The sequence below is a fragment of the Microbacterium sp. 22215 genome, assembly GCF_052045655.1.
GTDB lineage: Bacteria > Actinomycetota > Actinomycetes > Actinomycetales > Microbacteriaceae > Microbacterium > Microbacterium phyllosphaerae.
The window spans coordinates 254321-269919 of the sequence record NZ_JBQEPC010000004.1 but is presented as its reverse complement, the minus strand read 5'-3'; the positions used below and the strand labels follow the sequence as shown (position 1 = coordinate 269919).

The following is a 15599-nucleotide window of genomic DNA, read 5'->3' as shown; positions in this document are numbered from 1 at the left end:
AGACGAGTTATCCACAGGTTATCCCCAACATGGGGAGAATTACACAGATGTTATTCACACCCGTTAACAACCCTGTTAACAACCCTTGATCAGGAGTAAACCGTCGTGATCAGGAACGGCGGCAGGAAAGCGACGATCAGGACCAGTGCGACGGCGACCGCTGACAGCAGCACGATCTGAAGAGTCCGCTGCTCTCGGCGTCTCGTGCGGGTGAGGATGAACGCGACCAGCGCTCCGATCAGCACCCCTCCGAGGTGCGCCTGCCAGGCGATGTTCTGGCGGAACACGAATCCGACGACGAAGTTGATGCCCAGGATCACGAGGATCCCGGTGACGTTCGCACCGAGATGCCGACCGATGATGAGCAGGGCGGCCATCAGGCCGAAGATCGCACCCGAGGCGCCGACCGTGGCCGTCGTGGGGTCGATCACGGCGACGGCGACAGACCCGCCGAGTCCGCTGATCAGATACAGGGCGAGGAAACGCGCGCGGCCGAGCATGGGCTCGAGCGTCTGCCCCAGCATCCAGAGGGCCAGCATGTTGAGGGCGAGGTGGAGGAACCCGCCGTGCACGAAGACGGCGGTGAGCAGTCGCCACGGCTCGAACGGGTAGAGCGACAGCGAGGGGTACAGGTAGCCCGCGGCGAAGAGCAGCTGGCTCGTGATCGCATCACCCACACCGGGGATCAGCTGAAGCAGCCCGATGAAAGACGTCACAGCGAGGAGCGCGTAGGTGACGATCGGCTTGCCGCTTCGGACCATCGTGGTCGCGGTGTTGCGCCCGCCCCAGCGGCGTTCGGCCTTCTTCTGGGCAGGGGTGCGGTTCTTGCGCTCTGCGGCCATGCACTCGGGGCAGATGACCCCGACGGCTGCCTGGGTCTGGCACTCGGGGCAGATGGTGCGCAGGCACCGCTGGCAGAGCACGAAGCTCTGCCGATCCGGATGCCGGTAGCAGAAGTTGTCGCGGTTGTCCGCGAACTCAGGCGTCGTCATCCGGATCGGCCAGCGTCGGCGTCAGGCCGCGACGATGTCGATCGACTGCAGCACGACGGGCTCGATCGGGCGGTCGCCCGCTGCGGTCGGCACGGCGGCGATGGCGTCGACGACGGCCTTGGAGGCGTCATCGGCGACCTCGCCGAAGATCGTGTGCTTGCCCTGGAGCCAGGGGGTGGGGTCGGTCGTGATGAAGAACTGCGAGCCGTTGGTGCCCTCGGCCTTGCCGGTGATGGCGTTGCGACGGAGGCCGGCGTTGGCCATGGCGAGGATGTAGGGCTCGTTGAAGTTGAGCTCCATGTTGATCTCGTCGTCGAAGTTGTAGCCGGGGCCGCCGACGCCCTGTCCGAGCGGGTCGCCGCCCTGGATCATGAAGTTGGGGATGATGCGGTGGAAGATGACGTCCGAGTAGAGCGCGCCCTCGCCCGGCTTGCCTGTGGCGGGGTCGGTCCAGGACTGGGTGCCGTCGGCCAGGCCGACGAAGTTCTTGACCGTCTTCGGAGCGTGGTCGCCGAAGAGGTTGATGACGATGTCACCGTGGTTGGTGTGCAGGGTTGCGACATGAGAAGCGTGAGCCATGCTCTCATTCTCGCAGAGCTTCCCATGAGTTGGCCTGCCACTACCGCTGTTCCGCCCTCGGCGCAAGGGTTCGGCGATTCCCTCCCCCCATCCAGGGTCGCGTGGCAAGATGGGGTACTCGTACTCCAATCGACAGGAGAGCACCGTGAGCATCAGCCGCAAGCGTAAGAAGGAACTGCGTCGTCTTCAGGCAGACGCGAACCAGCTCTGGGAGAACCAGCAGGTCCTGGTCGGCCACGCCGCCGACGTCGCACGTGAAGCCGGACGCCAGCTCGGCCACTTCGGCCGCGAGCAGGTCGGTCCTGTCGTGCAGGACACGTACAACCGTCGCGTGGCACCGGTCGTCGACCGCGGGGTGCGCTTCGGCCACCACGTCGTCGATGACAAGGTCGTTCCGATCGTCGGCGGCGTCGTCGGCACCGCGCTCACCGCGTGGGACGTCGCGAACGCCAAGCGCGAGGGCGTCGTGAAGAAGGTCAAGAAGGCCACCCAGCCCGAGCCCAAGGGCCCGAGCGTGGGATCGGTCATCGCCCTGATCCTCGGAATCGCCGCAGCGGCGGGCGTTCTCTACGCCGCATGGCAGGCACTGCGCGCCGACGACGAGCTCTGGGTCGCCGACGACCCGCTCTCCGCTCCCGACGCGTGACCTCGACCTCGGATCACCCGGCCGCCGAGCCGGGTGATCTCCATGCCCGGGTGAAGGATGCCGCGGCTTCACGCGGCCTCGACATCGAGATCCGTGAGCGGCCCGCCGCTCGGAGTCTCTTCGAGGCCGCGGAGCTGCTCGGCATCCCTGCGTCCGGCATCGTGAAGACGCTCGTCGTCAAGCGATCGGACGACACCTACCTGTTCGCGCTCGTTCCCGGCGGCCGGTCGATCTCGTGGCCCAAGCTGCGTGCGGTCGTCGGCGTGAACAAGCTGCGTCTGCCCGAGCCCGATCTCGCCCTCGCGGCGACGGGCTACGAGCGCGGGACGATCGTCCCGATCGGCAGCACCACCGATTGGCCCGTCTTCGCCGATGAGACCATCGTCGGCCAACGCATCGCGATGGGTGCGGGTGCGCACGGCTACAGCCTGTTCGTCGACGCGGACGACCTGATCGCGGCCTACGGCGCGACCGTCGCCGACATCTCGGTGCCCGAAGAGCCCCGCGACTGAGCTCCGTCGCGCACTCGCGTCAGAGGATGCCGGCCATCCGCAGCGCGATGTCGACCAGCTTGACCCGCTGCAACTCCGACACCGACTTCAGAGTGAACCACTCGGCCATGTCTGTGGAGCCGTCCGTCTCGAACCTCAGCTTTCCGCCGCTGACCGTCGCGCGATAGACGATGCGAAGTGTGTGCAGCGGCTGATCGGACTTGTTGACCCGCTGGCTCGCCGGAATCACCCGGGAGTGGATGCCGAGCAGCTCGCCGACCTTGACGGTGTATCCCGTCTCCTCACGGAGCTCTCGACGGACTGCATCTTCGGGCGCTTCGCCCGGCTCCAGGCCGCCACCGGGCATGGTCCAGGCGACCCGACGCCCCTCGATCCAGCGCGCCAGGAGTATGCGCCCGTCGTCATCGGTGACGACCGCGTATGCCGCGACCCGCATGTCCATGCCCTCACCCTAACGTCAGCCGGATGCCGGAGCGTGCTCTGTGTCAGCAGCCCGCGATGGACATACCGATATCGATCAGGAATCGAGAAGCGCAGCGGTCCGCGGCGTCCGTAGTGTGAGATCCATCGCAGATCACCCCGTGAAAGGAGTCGGCCATGGCTGACAACGAGAAGAACTTCAGCGCCGAAGAACGGGAGGCCATGAAGGAGGCTGCCGCCGACAAGCGCAAGTCCCGCTCCCGTGCGAAGAAGACCCCCGAAGAGGTGCGCGCCGAGGGCGTCGCCGACCTCGAGGCGGCGATCGCCAAGCTACCCGACGACAAGGATCGCGAGCTGTCGCTGGCACTGCACGCGCTCGTGACCGAGGTCGCCCCCGAGCTCATGCCGCGCACCTACTACGGCATGCCGGCGTGGGGCAAGGACGGCAAGGTGCTCTGCTTCTTCCAGCCCGCCAGCAAGTTCAAGGTGCGCTACGGCACCTTCGGCTTCGAGCCGATCTCGAACCTCGACGACGGCACGATGTGGCCGACCGCATACGCGCTGCTCGACCTGACGGTGGCGAACCGCAAGGCGCTGACCGAGCGCATCCGCCTCGCGGTGAGCTGAGCAGCGGTTCCCGGGCGGCAACGCGCGCAGTAGCGTGGAGGCCGTGAGCACACTGCCGTTCCCCTCCTCCGTGTACGCCGCCCGACTCGAGCGCGCCGCAGCTCTCGCCGCCGCTGCCGGCCTGGACGCGATCATCGTGGGCCCTGGCCCCGACCTGCAGTATCTGGTCGGTGTCGAGGGCGACACGATCGAGCGGCTCACCGCCCTCGTTCTGGGCCCGGGACTCGCACCCACCGTCATCGTGCCGCGCATGGAGCTCGCCAAGGTGCGCAGCACCGCTGTGGGTGAGCTCGGCCTCGCGGTGTCCGATTGGGTCGACGGAGAGAACCCGTACGATCTCGTGGCCGCCGCCGTCGGCGCGGTCTCCCGCGTCGGCGTCTCCGACGCACTCCCCGCCCTGCACGTGATCCCGGTCGCCGAGCGGATCGGCGTGCGCATCGAGCTCGCGACTCCCGTGCTGCGCGAGGGACGCATGATCAAGGATGCGGACGAGATCGCCGAGCTGCGGCGCGCGGGCGCGGCCATCGACGCGGTGCACCGGCGTGTGCCTGAATGGCTGCGTGCGGGCCGCACGGAGCGCGAGGTGGCCGCCGACATCGCCGAGGCGATCGTCGCCGAGGGGCATCGCACGGTCGAGTTCGTGATCGTCGGCTCGGGTCCCAACGGCGCCGATCCGCACCATGAGGTCTCCGACCGCGTGATCGGCGACGGCGAGGTCGTGGTCGTCGACATCGGGGGAGCGGTGCCGAGCGGCTACAACTCCGACAGCACGCGGACGTATGTGGTGGGAACTCCGGCGCCCGACGCCGCCGACCGGATCGCGGTCCTGGTGCGCGCGCAACAGGCCGCGGTGGACGCCGCACGACCGGGTGCGACCGCAGAAGAGGTGGATGCCGCCGCGCGACGGGTTCTGACCGACGCCGGGCTCGGCGAGGCGTTCCTGCACCGCACCGGCCACGGCATCGGCGTCTCGGTGCACGAGGAGCCGTACATCGCCCCCGGCAACGACCTGGTGCTGCGGGAGGGCATGGCCTTCAGCATCGAGCCCGGCATCTACTTCGCCGGCGAGTGGGGAGCCCGTATCGAGGACATCGTCGTCGTGACGGCCGAGGGCTGCGAACGGCTGAATGTCGCGCCGCACCAGCTCACGGCAGTCGGCTGAGCCCTCACGGGTCGAGGAGGCATCCGCTCGGCCCGTCAAGACCCTGTGTCGGCCGGAGAGATCACGGCAGACTGCTCGCATGGCATCCGATAGCGACGCGCGATCCGGTGAGAAGGCCGGTGCCGTGCGCACAGCCGACGGTCACCACGTCGTCATCGACGGCCGGCGTTGGCGGGCCACCGACCCCTCGATCCCCGACGGATTCCGTCAGGAGCTGGTCGACGAGCTCATGGCGGCGCGACGAGCGGTGAAGTCGTCGGAGGTGGATGCGCGGCGTCGGGTGCACGACGCCAAGACCGCGCTCGGCGAGCGCGGCGCACCGTGGTGGGAGGAGCGCACGGGCGACGGGTTCGACGAGCGCATCGCGGCCGCCATCCGGGCGCTCGTCCGAAAGCGCGGCGAATCCTCGATCTGCCCGAGCGACGTCGCTCGGACGGTCGGCGGCGAGTCCTGGCGCGGTCTGATGCCCGACGTCCGTCGCGTGGCGGCCGACCTCGCCGACCGCGACGAGATCCGCGTCACCCAGAAGGGCGAGCCGGTGAGCATCCGCACTGTTCGCGGGCCCGTGCGGATCATCCGCGGCCCGGAGATCTGAAGGATCGCCGACGCGCGATCATCCGTCCGAACCGCTGTCAGTGCCGCACGACTGTCGCACGTCGATCGATCGACGACGGAACAGGACGCGTGACTTCCATCGGTCCGGCGGCGGCCATCGTCGTGGCAGGGTCCAGCGCCGCTCCCCGTCGGTGGACGATCCGCAGAAGCTCGGTGAACTGATCCGCGGCGACCGAGGGATGCTCGGGATGCCACTGGACACCGAGGAAGGGCAGCGACTCATGCTCGACCGCTTCGACCACTCCGTTGTGTGAACGGGCGATGGCACGAAGGCCGTGACCGAGCTCGTCGACGGCCTGATGATGGGTGCACAGGAGAGGGTGCCGCAGTCGCGGCGACACCGCATCGAGGTCCTTGAGATCGGTCGCGACGAAGGGATCGACCCCCGCGCCGCGGTGCCCGCCGACGTGCTGGTGGAGCGTCCCGCCCAGGGCGACGTTCAGCAGTTGCATGCCGCGGCAGACTCCGAGCAGCGGCCGCCTCGACCGCACCGCCTCCATGACGACCGCGATCTGCGTGCGGTCAGCACGACGCTGGTACGCGGTGCGCTGCGGACGCCGGTCGGACTGGCCGTAGAGCAGTGGCTCGATGTCGTCGCCGCCGAGGAGCACGATGACATCCGCCTCTCGAGAGGCGCGTTTCAGCTGCGGTTCGGGGGCCTCACCGGCGGCGTGCAGCGAGGTCGTCCACCCCACCCGTTCGATCGCTGCGACAGCGGAGGCGTTCAGGCCGTCCAGGAGCGTCTGGTATCCGACGGCGGCGGCCTGACGGCGGGTGCGCACGTGGAAGAGAGCGACGTGCACGCTCATTCTGCGACCCGGGGTGCGGTCATGGTGCTGGTCCCTCCATCACGTTCTGCTTCCAGATAAAGCCTCGTGACAACCCCAGGTCAAATACGTTTTCCCCTTCGCATTGATAGCGCTTTGCTCGCAATCCACGTGTAACGCGGCGGTAATACACGGCACGTATCGTTCCGAGATGGAACTCCGTCAACTGCGCTACTTCATGGCTGTCGCTGACGAGCTCCACTTCGGGCGTGCGGCACGGCGTCTGCACATGTCGCAACCCCCGCTGAGCGTGCAGGTCGGTCGACTCGAGCGAGAGGTCGGCGTGCCGCTGTTCGACCGCAGCACTCGGCGCGTGACGCTGACGCCCGCCGGCCTCCACCTGCAGGAGCGCGCGCGGAGGATCCTCGACGAGGTCGACGCCGTGCGCGGCGAGATGCGCGACTATGTCGACGGCCTGGCAGGTCAGCTCACCGCCGGGTTCGTGAGCTCGGCGAACTACACCGTGCTCCCCGAGGTGGTGCGCCTGTTCCGCTCCCGCCGTGACCGCGTCACGCTGTCCCTGGTGCCCCTGACATCGGGAGAGCAGATCGACCGCCTCCGTGACGGGACGCTCGACGTCGGGCTGGTGCGCGACGAGTCCGCGCTGTCGGATGCGAGAGCTCCCGAGCTGATCACCGAGGTCGTGTTCGAGGAGCGACTGGTGATGTGTGTACCGGTCGCACACGGCCTCGCGTCTCGCGCGGAGGTCACGGCGGCCGAGATCCTCGAGGTCCCGATGATCGCCTACCCTCGCTCACTCATGCCGGGGTATGTGGATCGGGTGCACGAAGTGCTCGGGATCGCCCCGGGCGCCATGCGCATCGCCGAGGAGGTCGTGCACCAGGAGACGGCGCTCGGGTTCGTCGCGGCCGGCGTCGGCGCGAGCATCCTGCCTGAGTCCGTGCGACAGCTGGTTCCGCCGTCGATCGCGGTGATCCCTCTCGCCGGGTCGCCGACGACGAGGCTCATGGCCGCCCGCCAGGCCCGCTCTGACGAGAGCGCGGTCTGCGCCGCATTCATCGAGTGCCTCCACGACGCGGCTGAGACACTCACCGCCGCTCGTCCCGCCTGACCCGCGAACGTCAGAGGACGTCGTAGTACCCGCTGTACGGGAAGTCGATATCGCCCGTGTCGCGCGGGTCATATGCCACCGTCGCCACGCTGATCGCGACTCGGCTCGTCGGCGTGATCAGCAGACTGACGGATCTGTTGCCGACCACGACGACATCGATGAAGGTCCCTCCGGTCTTCGCCGCAGCCTCGATGCGATGTCGGAGGTCTCCGACATCCTGATCCTGGGCGAGAAGGTAACTCGTCCCGTCGAAGACCACCTCTGTCTGAATCATCGTCTTCGCGTCGCTCATGCCCGGCACGCTACGCCGGGGGCCGCGACCTGAGAAGGGGGGTTGCGAACCGGCGGCCAGCATGGCAACGGGGTCGGCTCCTGACACTCGGAAAACGAGGAACCCCTCCGTTCTCTTCGGGCGTCCGAGTTGTTAACAGATCCATCCACACCTGTGGAATGGCGCTCCAGGGTTGTTAACAGGTTTGTTAACACCTGTGGACGAGATGCAGCGGATAGGCTCTGGACGCCGGAAGACGGAGGGGCGATGAAGCGAGACGTGCGTGTGGTTGTGGGGATCCTCCTCGCGGGTGCGATCGGCGCCCTGACCGGATGCTCGACGGGAGCCGGTACGCCGGCGCCTCCGCAGGCCGTCGGCGAGAACTACCCCGGAACCTGCATGCCGCCGGAGTTCACGTGGCCGACGGACTTCCTCGAGGGGCTGCCGTCGGAGTCGGCCGCTGTGGGCGGCAGCGTCGTCGGACTCCGACTCGAGTACCTGAACGAGCAGTGGGTGTGGCGCATCCGCAGCGTCTCCTCGAAGACCGACATGTGGGGCGAGCGCGTGGACGACCCGGGCTTCGGGATGGAGTCGATCGTCGACGTGCGGTCCTTCGAGGTCCTCTCGTCGGGCGATGTGGAACTCACCGAGGCGGAGCAGAGCCCCGGCAGCGGTGCGATCGTGGCGGCGATGGCATCAGGAGAGCAGTGGCCGAGTCCGCTGATCGTCGAGATGGCGCGAGAGATCGACGGCGGCTCCGCCGTGTGGCGCATCACGACCTGTGACACCGCCACCAACGAGCTCTCCGAGCAGACGATGCCGTGACACCCATACAAACGAGAAGGCCCCGCCGAAGCGGGGCCTTCTCGAACTGTCTCAACACAGTGTGGAGCCTAGGAGATTCGAACTCCTGACATCCTGCTTGCAAAGCAGGCGCTCTACCAACTGAGCTAAGGCCCCGTGAGGGAAATATTGAGTTGAGGAGTGGGCCCACCAGGACTTGAACCTGGGACCTCTTCATTATCAGTGAAGCGCTCTAACCGCCTGAGCTATGGGCCCGTCAACCTCCGAAACTTTACCGGAGATTTCCCGAATTACCCAATCGAGGGCGGGGACCCCCACGGATCCCCGCCCTCGAGGGGGATCAGCCGCCCGGACGGATCGTCACGCTGCCTGCGGAGAGCGAGACGTCGATCGTGCGCCGGGCGCCCGATGCCTGGTCGACTTTGGCGTCGAGCGAGCCCGCGCTGACGTCCTGGGTGATCGTGTACGACTCGTCGGGCACCGTGAGATCGAGGGATCCGGCGCTCACGTCGATCGTCGTCTGCGACGGTGCACGACCTGTGAGTTCGACGTTGAGATCGCCGGCGGAGACGCTGAGGTCGGCCGTGTCCACCCCGTCGAGCACGGCGTCGGCGCGACCGGCACTCATGTCGATGCTCAGCCCGGTCGCCGCGCCCTCCAGGTCGACCGCTCCCGCGTTGACCGTGATGTCGAGGGCGCCGAAGTCGCCGACCACGTCGAGGCTCCCGGCGTCGAGGGTCAGGTCGGCGTCCAGGGCACCGTCCCGCAGGCTCTCGGGGAGCGTGAGCACCGCCGACTGGTCGTCGCCGAACCAGCTGCCGAACCACCATCCGAATTCGAACTCGGGGCTGCGCACGACCAGGGAGTCGCCTTCTCGTTCGAGCGTCCACGCCGGACCACGGCTGTTGGTCACCGCGAGCTCCGCGTCGTCGACGTCACCGAACTCGATCCGCATGTTCCCTGCATCCACGTCGAGGTCGATCCGCTGGATGCCGGATGCATCCTCGGACAGCACCGAGTCCGTGCCCTCGGTCGACGCGGCGACCAGGCTGCCGGTCGCGGCGACCGCAGCGGTCGCTCCCGAGCCGATCAGAGCCATTCCGCCCACCACTGCGGTGAGGATCATGACCGCGGTCGCTCCCGAGGAGCGGCCCCCGTCTTCCGCGCGACTGGGTGCGGGCGTCGGTGCCGGGGCCTCCGGAGGGGCGGCCGCCGGGGGAGTGAGCGGGGTGTGCCCGCCCTGGAAGTCGTCGTTCGTGGTCATCGTCCCACTCCTGTCTGTCCGGTCGGCGTAGCGCCGCCCGTGTTCTCGATGTGTGCGAGGGCGGCGAGCACTCGTCGGTTGCCCGACTCTCCCTGCTCGAAGCCCAGCTTCTGGAAGATCGCGGTGATGTGCTTCTCGACGCTGGCCTCGGAGAGGAAGAGCAACCCGGCGATCGCCTGGTTCGACTTGCCCTCGGCGATGAGCGCCAGGACGGTGCGCTCGCGTTCGGTGAGCCGCTGCATCCGGTCGTCGCGGTTGCGCCGTGTCAGCAGCTGGGCCACGACCTCCGGGTCGAGCACGGTCGCGCCCTCGGAGATCCGCTGGACAGACCCGAGGAACTCCGAGACATCGGCCACGCGGTCCTTCAGAAGGTAGCCGAGCGGGCCACCCTGGGCCGCGATGAGGTCCGAGGCGTACCGCTCCTCGACGTACTGCGAGAGCACGAGCAGCGGAAGAGCCGGGTTCGTGGCGCGGAGGCCGAGTGCCGCACGGATGCCCTCGTCGGTGAACGTCGGAGGGAGGCGCACATCGAGGATGCAGAGCTCCGGGTCGGTCTCGGCCACCGCCTCGACCAGTCCCTCGGTGTCGGGGAGCGCCGCGACCACGGTGTGGCCGGCATCCTCGAGCAGGCGCACGAGTCCTTCGCGCAGCAGGACCGAGTCCTCGCAGATCAGGATGCGCATGGCACGTTCACCTCCAGGCTGGTCGGTCCGCCCACGGGGCTCTCGAGGCGGAAGGTTCCGCCGGCGGCGAGGATGCGGTTCGCGATGCCGTCGAGGCCACCACCGGGCTGCACCTGAGCGCCGCCCATACCGTTGTCCTCGACGCGGGCCCACAGCACCCCGCCCTCGCGCAGACGCACGGTGACCCTGGCCTCGCTGGCTCGGGAGTGCTTCGCGGCGTTCGTGAGCGATTCGGCGATCGAGAAGTACACGGCGGCCTCCGCTTCACGGCTGCAGCGTCCGTCCATCCGGACGTCGAGGCTCACCGGGATGTGCGACCGGCCGGCCAACGCAGACAGAGCCGCGTCGAGGCCACGATCGTCGAGCACCGAGGCATGGATGCCGCGGGCGAGCTGTCGCAGTTCGGTGATGGCCGCCTTGGTCGAGGTGTGCGCCTCGGCGATCAGCTCTTTCGCGGCATCCGGGTCGTCGTCGATCTTCTGCTGGGCGAGGCCCAGGGTCATGCCGACCGAGACGAGCCGCGGCTGGACGCCGTCGTGCAGGTCGCGTTCGATGCGAGTGCGCTCCACGTCGGCGGCGCGCACGGCGCCCTCCCGCTGGGCGGTGCTGGTGCGCACACGCTCCGTGAGTTCAGCCTCGCGGCTGCGGATCACGATCGACAGCGAGAGCACGCGGTGCAGCAGAGCGAGACCGATCATCCCGGCGAGCGAGGCGGCGAGACCGAGGATGCCGACGAGTGGCGCCCAGGAGGCGTCGATGCCGCCTCCGCCGAACGGCCCGATCACGGCATCCGTCCCCGTGAGCGGGGCGAAGCAGATCACGATCGACCACACGACGCCCCAGGCGAGGCGCAGCACGATCCAGCCGAGCACGGCCGTGATCGCGAAGTTCGCGAGCGCCCGCCACATGCGGCCGTCGATCGCCTGTCGTCCGAGCGAGCGCAGCCAGCCGGCGAAGCCGGGCCGATCACGCGGTCGCCAACGCAGCGGGGCGATCGGAGCCTTGTAGAGGGCACCGACGCGGGCGACCTCGAACCAGCCGACGCCGAACAGCGCGTAGACGAACCCGACGAGGAGCACGACGCCGATGCCGGCTGCGAAGAGCAGACCGAGGCCTGTGCCCAGGAGTCCGGAGAGGGTCGCGAAGATGAAGCCGCCGATGACCCCGATGCCCGCCAGATGGAGGATCGAGAGGAAGATGCGCAGCGGCGGCTTCGAGGCCGTCGCCGGTGGGGGCGTGGCAGTCTGTGTCGTCATGTCTCCAAGGTACGGCGGTGCGGATCGCCCCGACACCGAGGCAACCGGACTCCCGAGTTCGGGTTTTCCGTAGTGCTCGTCAGATCTGGCACGGCCCGAAGGGGGCGCGGTGCGTGCGACGATCTGCTTCACTGAGCCCATGAGCGCACACGAGGGCGAACCGCACGGAGCAGGGCTCGGACAGCGATTGAACTGGCTGCGCGCCGGCGTGCTCGGTGCGAACGACGGCATCGTCTCGGTCGCATCCCTCGTCGTCGGCGTCGCCGGCGCCACGACCGACAACGCGGCACTGCTCACCGCAGGCCTCGCGGGTCTGGTGGGCGGCGCGATCTCGATGGCCCTCGGCGAGTACGTGTCGGTCAGCAGCCAGCGCGACAGCGAGAGGGCACTGATCGCGAAGGAGCGTGAGGAGCTTCGGACCATGCCCGACGCCGAGCTCGCCGAACTCACCGCCCTGTACCGACACCGCGGACTCAGCGAGGAGACGGCACGCACCGTCGCCGAGGAGCTCACCGCGCACGACGCCCTCGCCGCGCACCTCGAGGTGGAACTGGGGATCGATCAGGACGACCTCGTGAACCCCTGGCACGCGGCGCTGTCGTCTGCGATCGCATTCACGCTCGGGGCCCTGCTCCCGCTTCTGGCCATCCTGCTGCCCCCACCCGAGTGGCGGGTTCCCGTCACCTTCATCGCCGTCCTCCTCGCCCTCGCCGTCACGGGGACGGTGTCTGCGAAGATCGGCGGGTCGCCACCCCTCCGAGCATCCGTCCGGCTCGTCGTCGGCGGGGCGCTCGCCCTGCTCATCACGTGGCTGATCGGCACGCTCCTCGGCACGACCGGGGTGGTCTAGACGCAAGAAGGGCGGATGCCGCAGCATCCGCCCTTCTTCGAATCCGTGGGATCAGTTCGACATGAACCCGACGAGCAGTCCGCCGGTCACCTTCACGGCGACGTTGTAGATGCCCGCGATCACCGCGCCGAGCACGGTGAACACGATGAGGTTCAGGATCGAGACGACGGCGGCGAAGGCCATCACCTGAGGAAGCCCGGCGACCTCGGAGATGCGCACCGAGTTGTCGGTGATCACGCCGACGAAGTCGTCGGCCTGCGTGAGGATGCCGGTCGCCTGAAGCACGAGGTAGATGAGGAAGAACGACACCATCGTGACGATGGCGAGCGCGACGGCTCCCAGGAACGAGAGCTTCACGGCCGACCAGAAATCGACGTAGACGAGGCGCAGGCGGACCTGCTTGCCTCCGGTCTTGCGCGTGGACTTCTTCGCCAGCTTGTCGGCTACTGTGCTCATGCGTCTGCTTCCTCAGGGTTCTCGTTCGTCTCGGGGGCGGTGGTCTCGGAGTCCACCTCCGCCTCTTCCGATTCGTCTTCCTCGGTGAGGCCCCGCTCACCGTTGCGGGCGATGGCGAGGATACGGTCGGCTTCCGTCGTCCGTGCGAACACCACTCCCATGGTGTCGCGGCCCTTGGCGGGCACCTCGGCCACGGCAGAGCGTACCACCTTGCCGCTGGACAGAACCACCAAGACCTCGTCGTCCTCAGCGACCATCAGACCACCCGCCAGGGTGCCCCGATCATCGTTGAGCTTGGCGACCTTGATGCCGAATCCGCCGCGTCCCTGGACGCGGTATTCCTCGATCGCGGTGCGCTTCGCGTAGCCGCCGTCGGTGACCACGAACACGTACTGGCCGAGTGCCGCGACGGACGCCGACAGCAGGCTGTCGCCCTCGCGGAACTTCATGCCCTTGACGCCGGCGGTCGCTCGACCCATCGGACGCAGCGCCTCGTCGGTGGCGCTGAACCGCACCGACATGCCACGGCGGCTGATGAGCAGGATGTCGTCCTCGGCGTTCACCATGAGAGCCGAGACCAGCTCGTCCTCGTCGTTCAGACGGATCGCGATGACGCCGCCCTGACGGTTGGTGTCGTAGGTCTCGAGTCGCGTCTTCTTGACGAGTCCGTCCCGCGTGGCGAGAACGAGGTAGTCAGCGACCGCGTAGTCGCGGATGTCGAGCACCTGCGCGATGTTCTCATCGGGCTGCAGAGCCAGGAGGTTCGCGACGTGCGTGCCCTTCGCATCGCGACCGGCTTCGGGAACCTCGTAGGTCTTCGAGCGGTAGACGCGACCCTTGTCGGTGAAGAACAGCAGCCAGTGGTGCGTGGTCGTCACGAAGAAGTGCTCGACGATGTCGTCGGCGCGCAGCTGCGCGCCCTTGATGCCCTTGCCACCGCGGTGCTGCGACCGGTAGTTGTCGCTGCGCGTGCGCTTGATGTATCCGGCACGGGTGATGGTGACGACCATCTCCTCTTCGGCGATGAGGTCTTCCATCGAGACGTCGCCGTCGAAGCCGTGCAGGATGTGGGTCCGACGGTCGTCGCCGAAGCGGTCGACGATGCCGGTCAGCTCGTCACGGATGATGTCGCGCTGCAGGGACTCGTCGGCGAGGATCGCCTGGTACTCGCCGATGAGGCGCTCGAGCTCCGAGGCTTCGTCGAGGATCTTCTGACGCTCGAGGGCCGCGAGTCGGCGCAGCTGCATGTCGAGGATCGCCTGCGCCTGGATGTCGTCGATGTCGAGGAGCTTCTGCAGGCCCTCGTTCGCATCCTGCGTGGTCTGCGATCGACGGATGAGAGCGATGACCTCGTCGAGCGCGTCCAGCGCCTTGAGGTAGGCACGCAGGATGTGCATGCGCGCCTCCGCCTTGGCGAGGCGGAAGCGCGTGCGACGGACGATGACCTCGAGCTGGTGCGTGATCCAGTTCGTCACGAAACCGTCGATCGCGAGCGTGCGCGGCACGCCGTCGACGATCGCGAGCATGTTGGCGCCGAAGTTCTCCTGCAGCTGCGTGTGCTTGTAGAGGTTGTTGAGCACGACCTTCGCGACCGCATCACGCTTGAGCACGACCACGAGACGCTGACCCGTGCGGTCGGACGACTCGTCGCGGATGTCCGCGATGCCCGTGATCTTGCCGTCACGCGCGAGGTCGCCGATCTTCACCGCGACGTTGTCGGGGTTCACCTGGTACGGCAGCTCGGTGATCACGAGGCACGTGCGGCCCTGGATCTCCTCGACGTTGACGACCGCGCGCATCGTGATCGATCCGCGTCCCGTGCGATAGGCCTCCTGCACACCCTTGGTGCCGAGGATCTGCGCGCCGGTCGGGAAGTCAGGACCGGGGATGCGCTGGATGAGTCCCTCGAGCAGCTCCTCGCGGGGGAGACCGGGGTTGTCGAGCGCCCAGAGCGCAGCGGCCGAGACCTCGCGCAGGTTGTGAGGGGGGATGTTGGTCGCCATGCCGACCGCGATGCCGACGGATCCGTTGACGAGCAGGTTCGGGAAGCGCGCCGGCAGGACCGTCGGCTCCTGGGTCTGACCGTCGTAGTTGTCGGTGAAGTCGACCGTGTCTTCCTCGATGTCGCGCACCATCTCGAGCGCGAGCGGGGCCATCTTGGTCTCGGTGTATCGGGGAGCAGCGGCGCCCATGTTGCCGGGCGAGCCGAAGTTGCCCTGGCCGAGAGCCAGCGGATACCGCAGCGACCACGGCTGCACGAGACGGACCAGGGCGTCGTAGATCGCCGAGTCACCGTGCGGGTGGTACTGACCCATGACCTCGCCGACGACACGGGCGCACTTCGAGAACGACTTGTCGGGGCGGAACCCGCCGTCGTACATGCCGTAGATCACGCGGCGGTGCACCGGCTTGAGCCCATCGCGGACGTCGGGCAGCGCGCGGCCGACGATGACCGCCATCGCGTAGTCGAGGTAGCTGCGCTGCATCTCCGACTGCAGGTCGACCTGGTCGATCTTGCCGTGGTCGTGTGCCGGCTCGGGGCGTACTTCGTCAGTCATGTGTG

Annotated in this window: 18 protein-coding genes and 2 tRNA genes; 8 read left to right on the top strand and 12 right to left on the bottom strand. The window is 68.0% G+C overall.

What is annotated here, in order from left to right; all coding sequences use genetic code 11:
* Positions 1 to 89: 89 nt before the first annotated feature.
* Both ACTJKH_RS09215 and ACTJKH_RS09210 read right to left on the bottom strand, forming a co-directional pair.
* The gene (locus tag ACTJKH_RS09215; protein WP_440736638.1) at positions 90 to 992 is read right to left on the bottom strand and encodes a rhomboid family intramembrane serine protease; all 903 of its coding nucleotides are present in this window, start codon (positions 990 to 992) and stop codon (positions 90 to 92) included.
* Positions 993 to 1013: 21 nt separating this feature from the next.
* Positions 1014 to 1571 carry a peptidylprolyl isomerase gene (locus ACTJKH_RS09210; protein WP_056511528.1) on the bottom strand — a complete coding sequence of 186 codons (558 nt, stop codon included), beginning with the start codon at positions 1569 to 1571 and terminating at the stop codon, positions 1014 to 1016.
* A 145-nt stretch (positions 1572 to 1716) separates the two neighbouring features.
* Between ACTJKH_RS09210 and ACTJKH_RS09205 the strand changes: the two genes are divergently transcribed.
* Together ACTJKH_RS09205 and ACTJKH_RS09200 are read left to right on the top strand one after the other, a co-directional pair.
* Positions 1717 to 2217, top strand: a complete 501-nt coding sequence (locus tag ACTJKH_RS09205) for a DNA helicase (protein ID WP_210096463.1) — start codon at positions 1717 to 1719, stop codon at positions 2215 to 2217.
* 83 nt (positions 2218 to 2300) lie between these two features.
* Complete coding sequence (locus tag ACTJKH_RS09200; protein ID WP_440736714.1) at positions 2301 to 2729, top strand: aminoacyl-tRNA deacylase; 429 nt, start codon at positions 2301 to 2303, stop codon at positions 2727 to 2729.
* Between the two features lie 19 nt (positions 2730 to 2748).
* Here the strand turns inward: ACTJKH_RS09200 and ACTJKH_RS09195 are convergent, their stop codons facing one another.
* A complete protein-coding gene (locus tag ACTJKH_RS09195; RefSeq protein ID WP_440736637.1) occupies positions 2749 to 3171 on the bottom strand; it encodes an NUDIX hydrolase in 423 nt (140 codons plus the stop codon).
* A 155-nt stretch (positions 3172 to 3326) separates the two neighbouring features.
* Between ACTJKH_RS09195 and ACTJKH_RS09190 the strand changes: the two genes are divergently transcribed.
* The 3 genes from ACTJKH_RS09190 to ACTJKH_RS09180 all read left to right on the top strand — a co-directional run bounded on the left by ACTJKH_RS09190 (position 3327) and on the right by ACTJKH_RS09180 (position 5533).
* Positions 3327 to 3776: a hypothetical protein gene (locus ACTJKH_RS09190; protein WP_440736636.1), complete on the top strand. Its 450-nt coding sequence runs from the start codon at positions 3327 to 3329 to the stop codon at positions 3774 to 3776.
* Between the two features lie 43 nt (positions 3777 to 3819).
* Positions 3820 to 4938, top strand: a complete 1119-nt coding sequence (locus ACTJKH_RS09185) for a M24 family metallopeptidase (RefSeq protein WP_440736635.1) — start codon at positions 3820 to 3822, stop codon at positions 4936 to 4938.
* Positions 4939 to 5017: 79 nt separating this feature from the next.
* A complete protein-coding gene (locus ACTJKH_RS09180) occupies positions 5018 to 5533 on the top strand; it encodes a DUF3253 domain-containing protein (protein ID WP_440736634.1) in 516 nt (171 codons plus the stop codon).
* 37 nt (positions 5534 to 5570) lie between these two features.
* On the opposite strand, the gene ACTJKH_RS09175 is transcribed toward ACTJKH_RS09180, so the two are convergent.
* Positions 5571 to 6362 (bottom strand): gamma-glutamyl-gamma-aminobutyrate hydrolase family protein, encoded by a 792-nt coding sequence (locus ACTJKH_RS09175; RefSeq protein ID WP_440736633.1) that lies wholly within the window; start codon positions 6360 to 6362, stop codon positions 5571 to 5573.
* A 169-nt stretch (positions 6363 to 6531) separates the two neighbouring features.
* Between ACTJKH_RS09175 and ACTJKH_RS09170 the strand changes: the two genes are divergently transcribed.
* On the top strand, positions 6532 to 7452 hold the full coding sequence (locus tag ACTJKH_RS09170) for a LysR family transcriptional regulator (protein WP_440736632.1): 921 nt from the start codon (positions 6532 to 6534) through the stop codon (positions 7450 to 7452).
* A 10-nt stretch (positions 7453 to 7462) separates the two neighbouring features.
* On the opposite strand, the gene ACTJKH_RS09165 is transcribed toward ACTJKH_RS09170, so the two are convergent.
* Positions 7463 to 7744, bottom strand: a complete 282-nt coding sequence (locus ACTJKH_RS09165) for a hypothetical protein (protein WP_210096456.1) — start codon at positions 7742 to 7744, stop codon at positions 7463 to 7465.
* A gap of 246 nt (positions 7745 to 7990) precedes the next feature.
* Between ACTJKH_RS09165 and ACTJKH_RS09160 the strand changes: the two genes are divergently transcribed.
* Positions 7991 to 8548, top strand: coding sequence for a hypothetical protein (locus tag ACTJKH_RS09160; RefSeq protein WP_440736631.1), 558 nt, complete (start codon positions 7991 to 7993; stop codon positions 8546 to 8548).
* Between the two features lie 62 nt (positions 8549 to 8610).
* Here ACTJKH_RS09160 and ACTJKH_RS09155 read toward each other — a convergent pair.
* The 5 genes from ACTJKH_RS09155 to ACTJKH_RS09135 all read right to left on the bottom strand — a co-directional run bounded on the left by ACTJKH_RS09155 (position 8611) and on the right by ACTJKH_RS09135 (position 11730).
* Positions 8611 to 8683, bottom strand: a tRNA-Ala gene (locus ACTJKH_RS09155).
* Between the two features lie 25 nt (positions 8684 to 8708).
* Positions 8709 to 8782, bottom strand: a tRNA-Ile gene (locus tag ACTJKH_RS09150).
* 85 nt (positions 8783 to 8867) lie between these two features.
* A complete protein-coding gene (locus ACTJKH_RS09145; RefSeq protein WP_440736630.1) occupies positions 8868 to 9791 on the bottom strand; it encodes a DUF4097 family beta strand repeat-containing protein in 924 nt (307 codons plus the stop codon).
* Positions 9788 to 10474, bottom strand: coding sequence for a LuxR C-terminal-related transcriptional regulator (locus ACTJKH_RS09140; RefSeq protein WP_440736629.1), 687 nt, complete (start codon positions 10472 to 10474; stop codon positions 9788 to 9790). Before ACTJKH_RS09140 ends, ACTJKH_RS09145 begins: the two co-directional genes overlap by 4 nt.
* Positions 10462 to 11730, bottom strand: coding sequence for a sensor histidine kinase (locus tag ACTJKH_RS09135; RefSeq protein WP_259161232.1), 1269 nt, complete (start codon positions 11728 to 11730; stop codon positions 10462 to 10464). The genes ACTJKH_RS09140 and ACTJKH_RS09135 overlap by 13 nt, the downstream gene beginning before the upstream one ends.
* Before the next feature lie 139 nt (positions 11731 to 11869).
* Between ACTJKH_RS09135 and ACTJKH_RS09130 the strand changes: the two genes are divergently transcribed.
* Positions 11870 to 12580 (top strand): VIT1/CCC1 transporter family protein, encoded by a 711-nt coding sequence (locus ACTJKH_RS09130; protein WP_440736628.1) that lies wholly within the window; start codon positions 11870 to 11872, stop codon positions 12578 to 12580.
* Between the two features lie 51 nt (positions 12581 to 12631).
* Here ACTJKH_RS09130 and ACTJKH_RS09125 read toward each other — a convergent pair whose 3' ends face one another.
* Positions 12632 to 13036, bottom strand: coding sequence for a DUF3566 domain-containing protein (locus tag ACTJKH_RS09125; RefSeq protein WP_210096451.1), 405 nt, complete (start codon positions 13034 to 13036; stop codon positions 12632 to 12634).
* Positions 13033 to 15594 (bottom strand): DNA gyrase subunit A, encoded by a 2562-nt coding sequence (gyrA, locus tag ACTJKH_RS09120; protein ID WP_440736627.1) that lies wholly within the window; start codon positions 15592 to 15594, stop codon positions 13033 to 13035. Before gyrA ends, ACTJKH_RS09125 begins: the two co-directional genes overlap by 4 nt.
* Positions 15595 to 15599 lie beyond the last annotated feature (5 nt).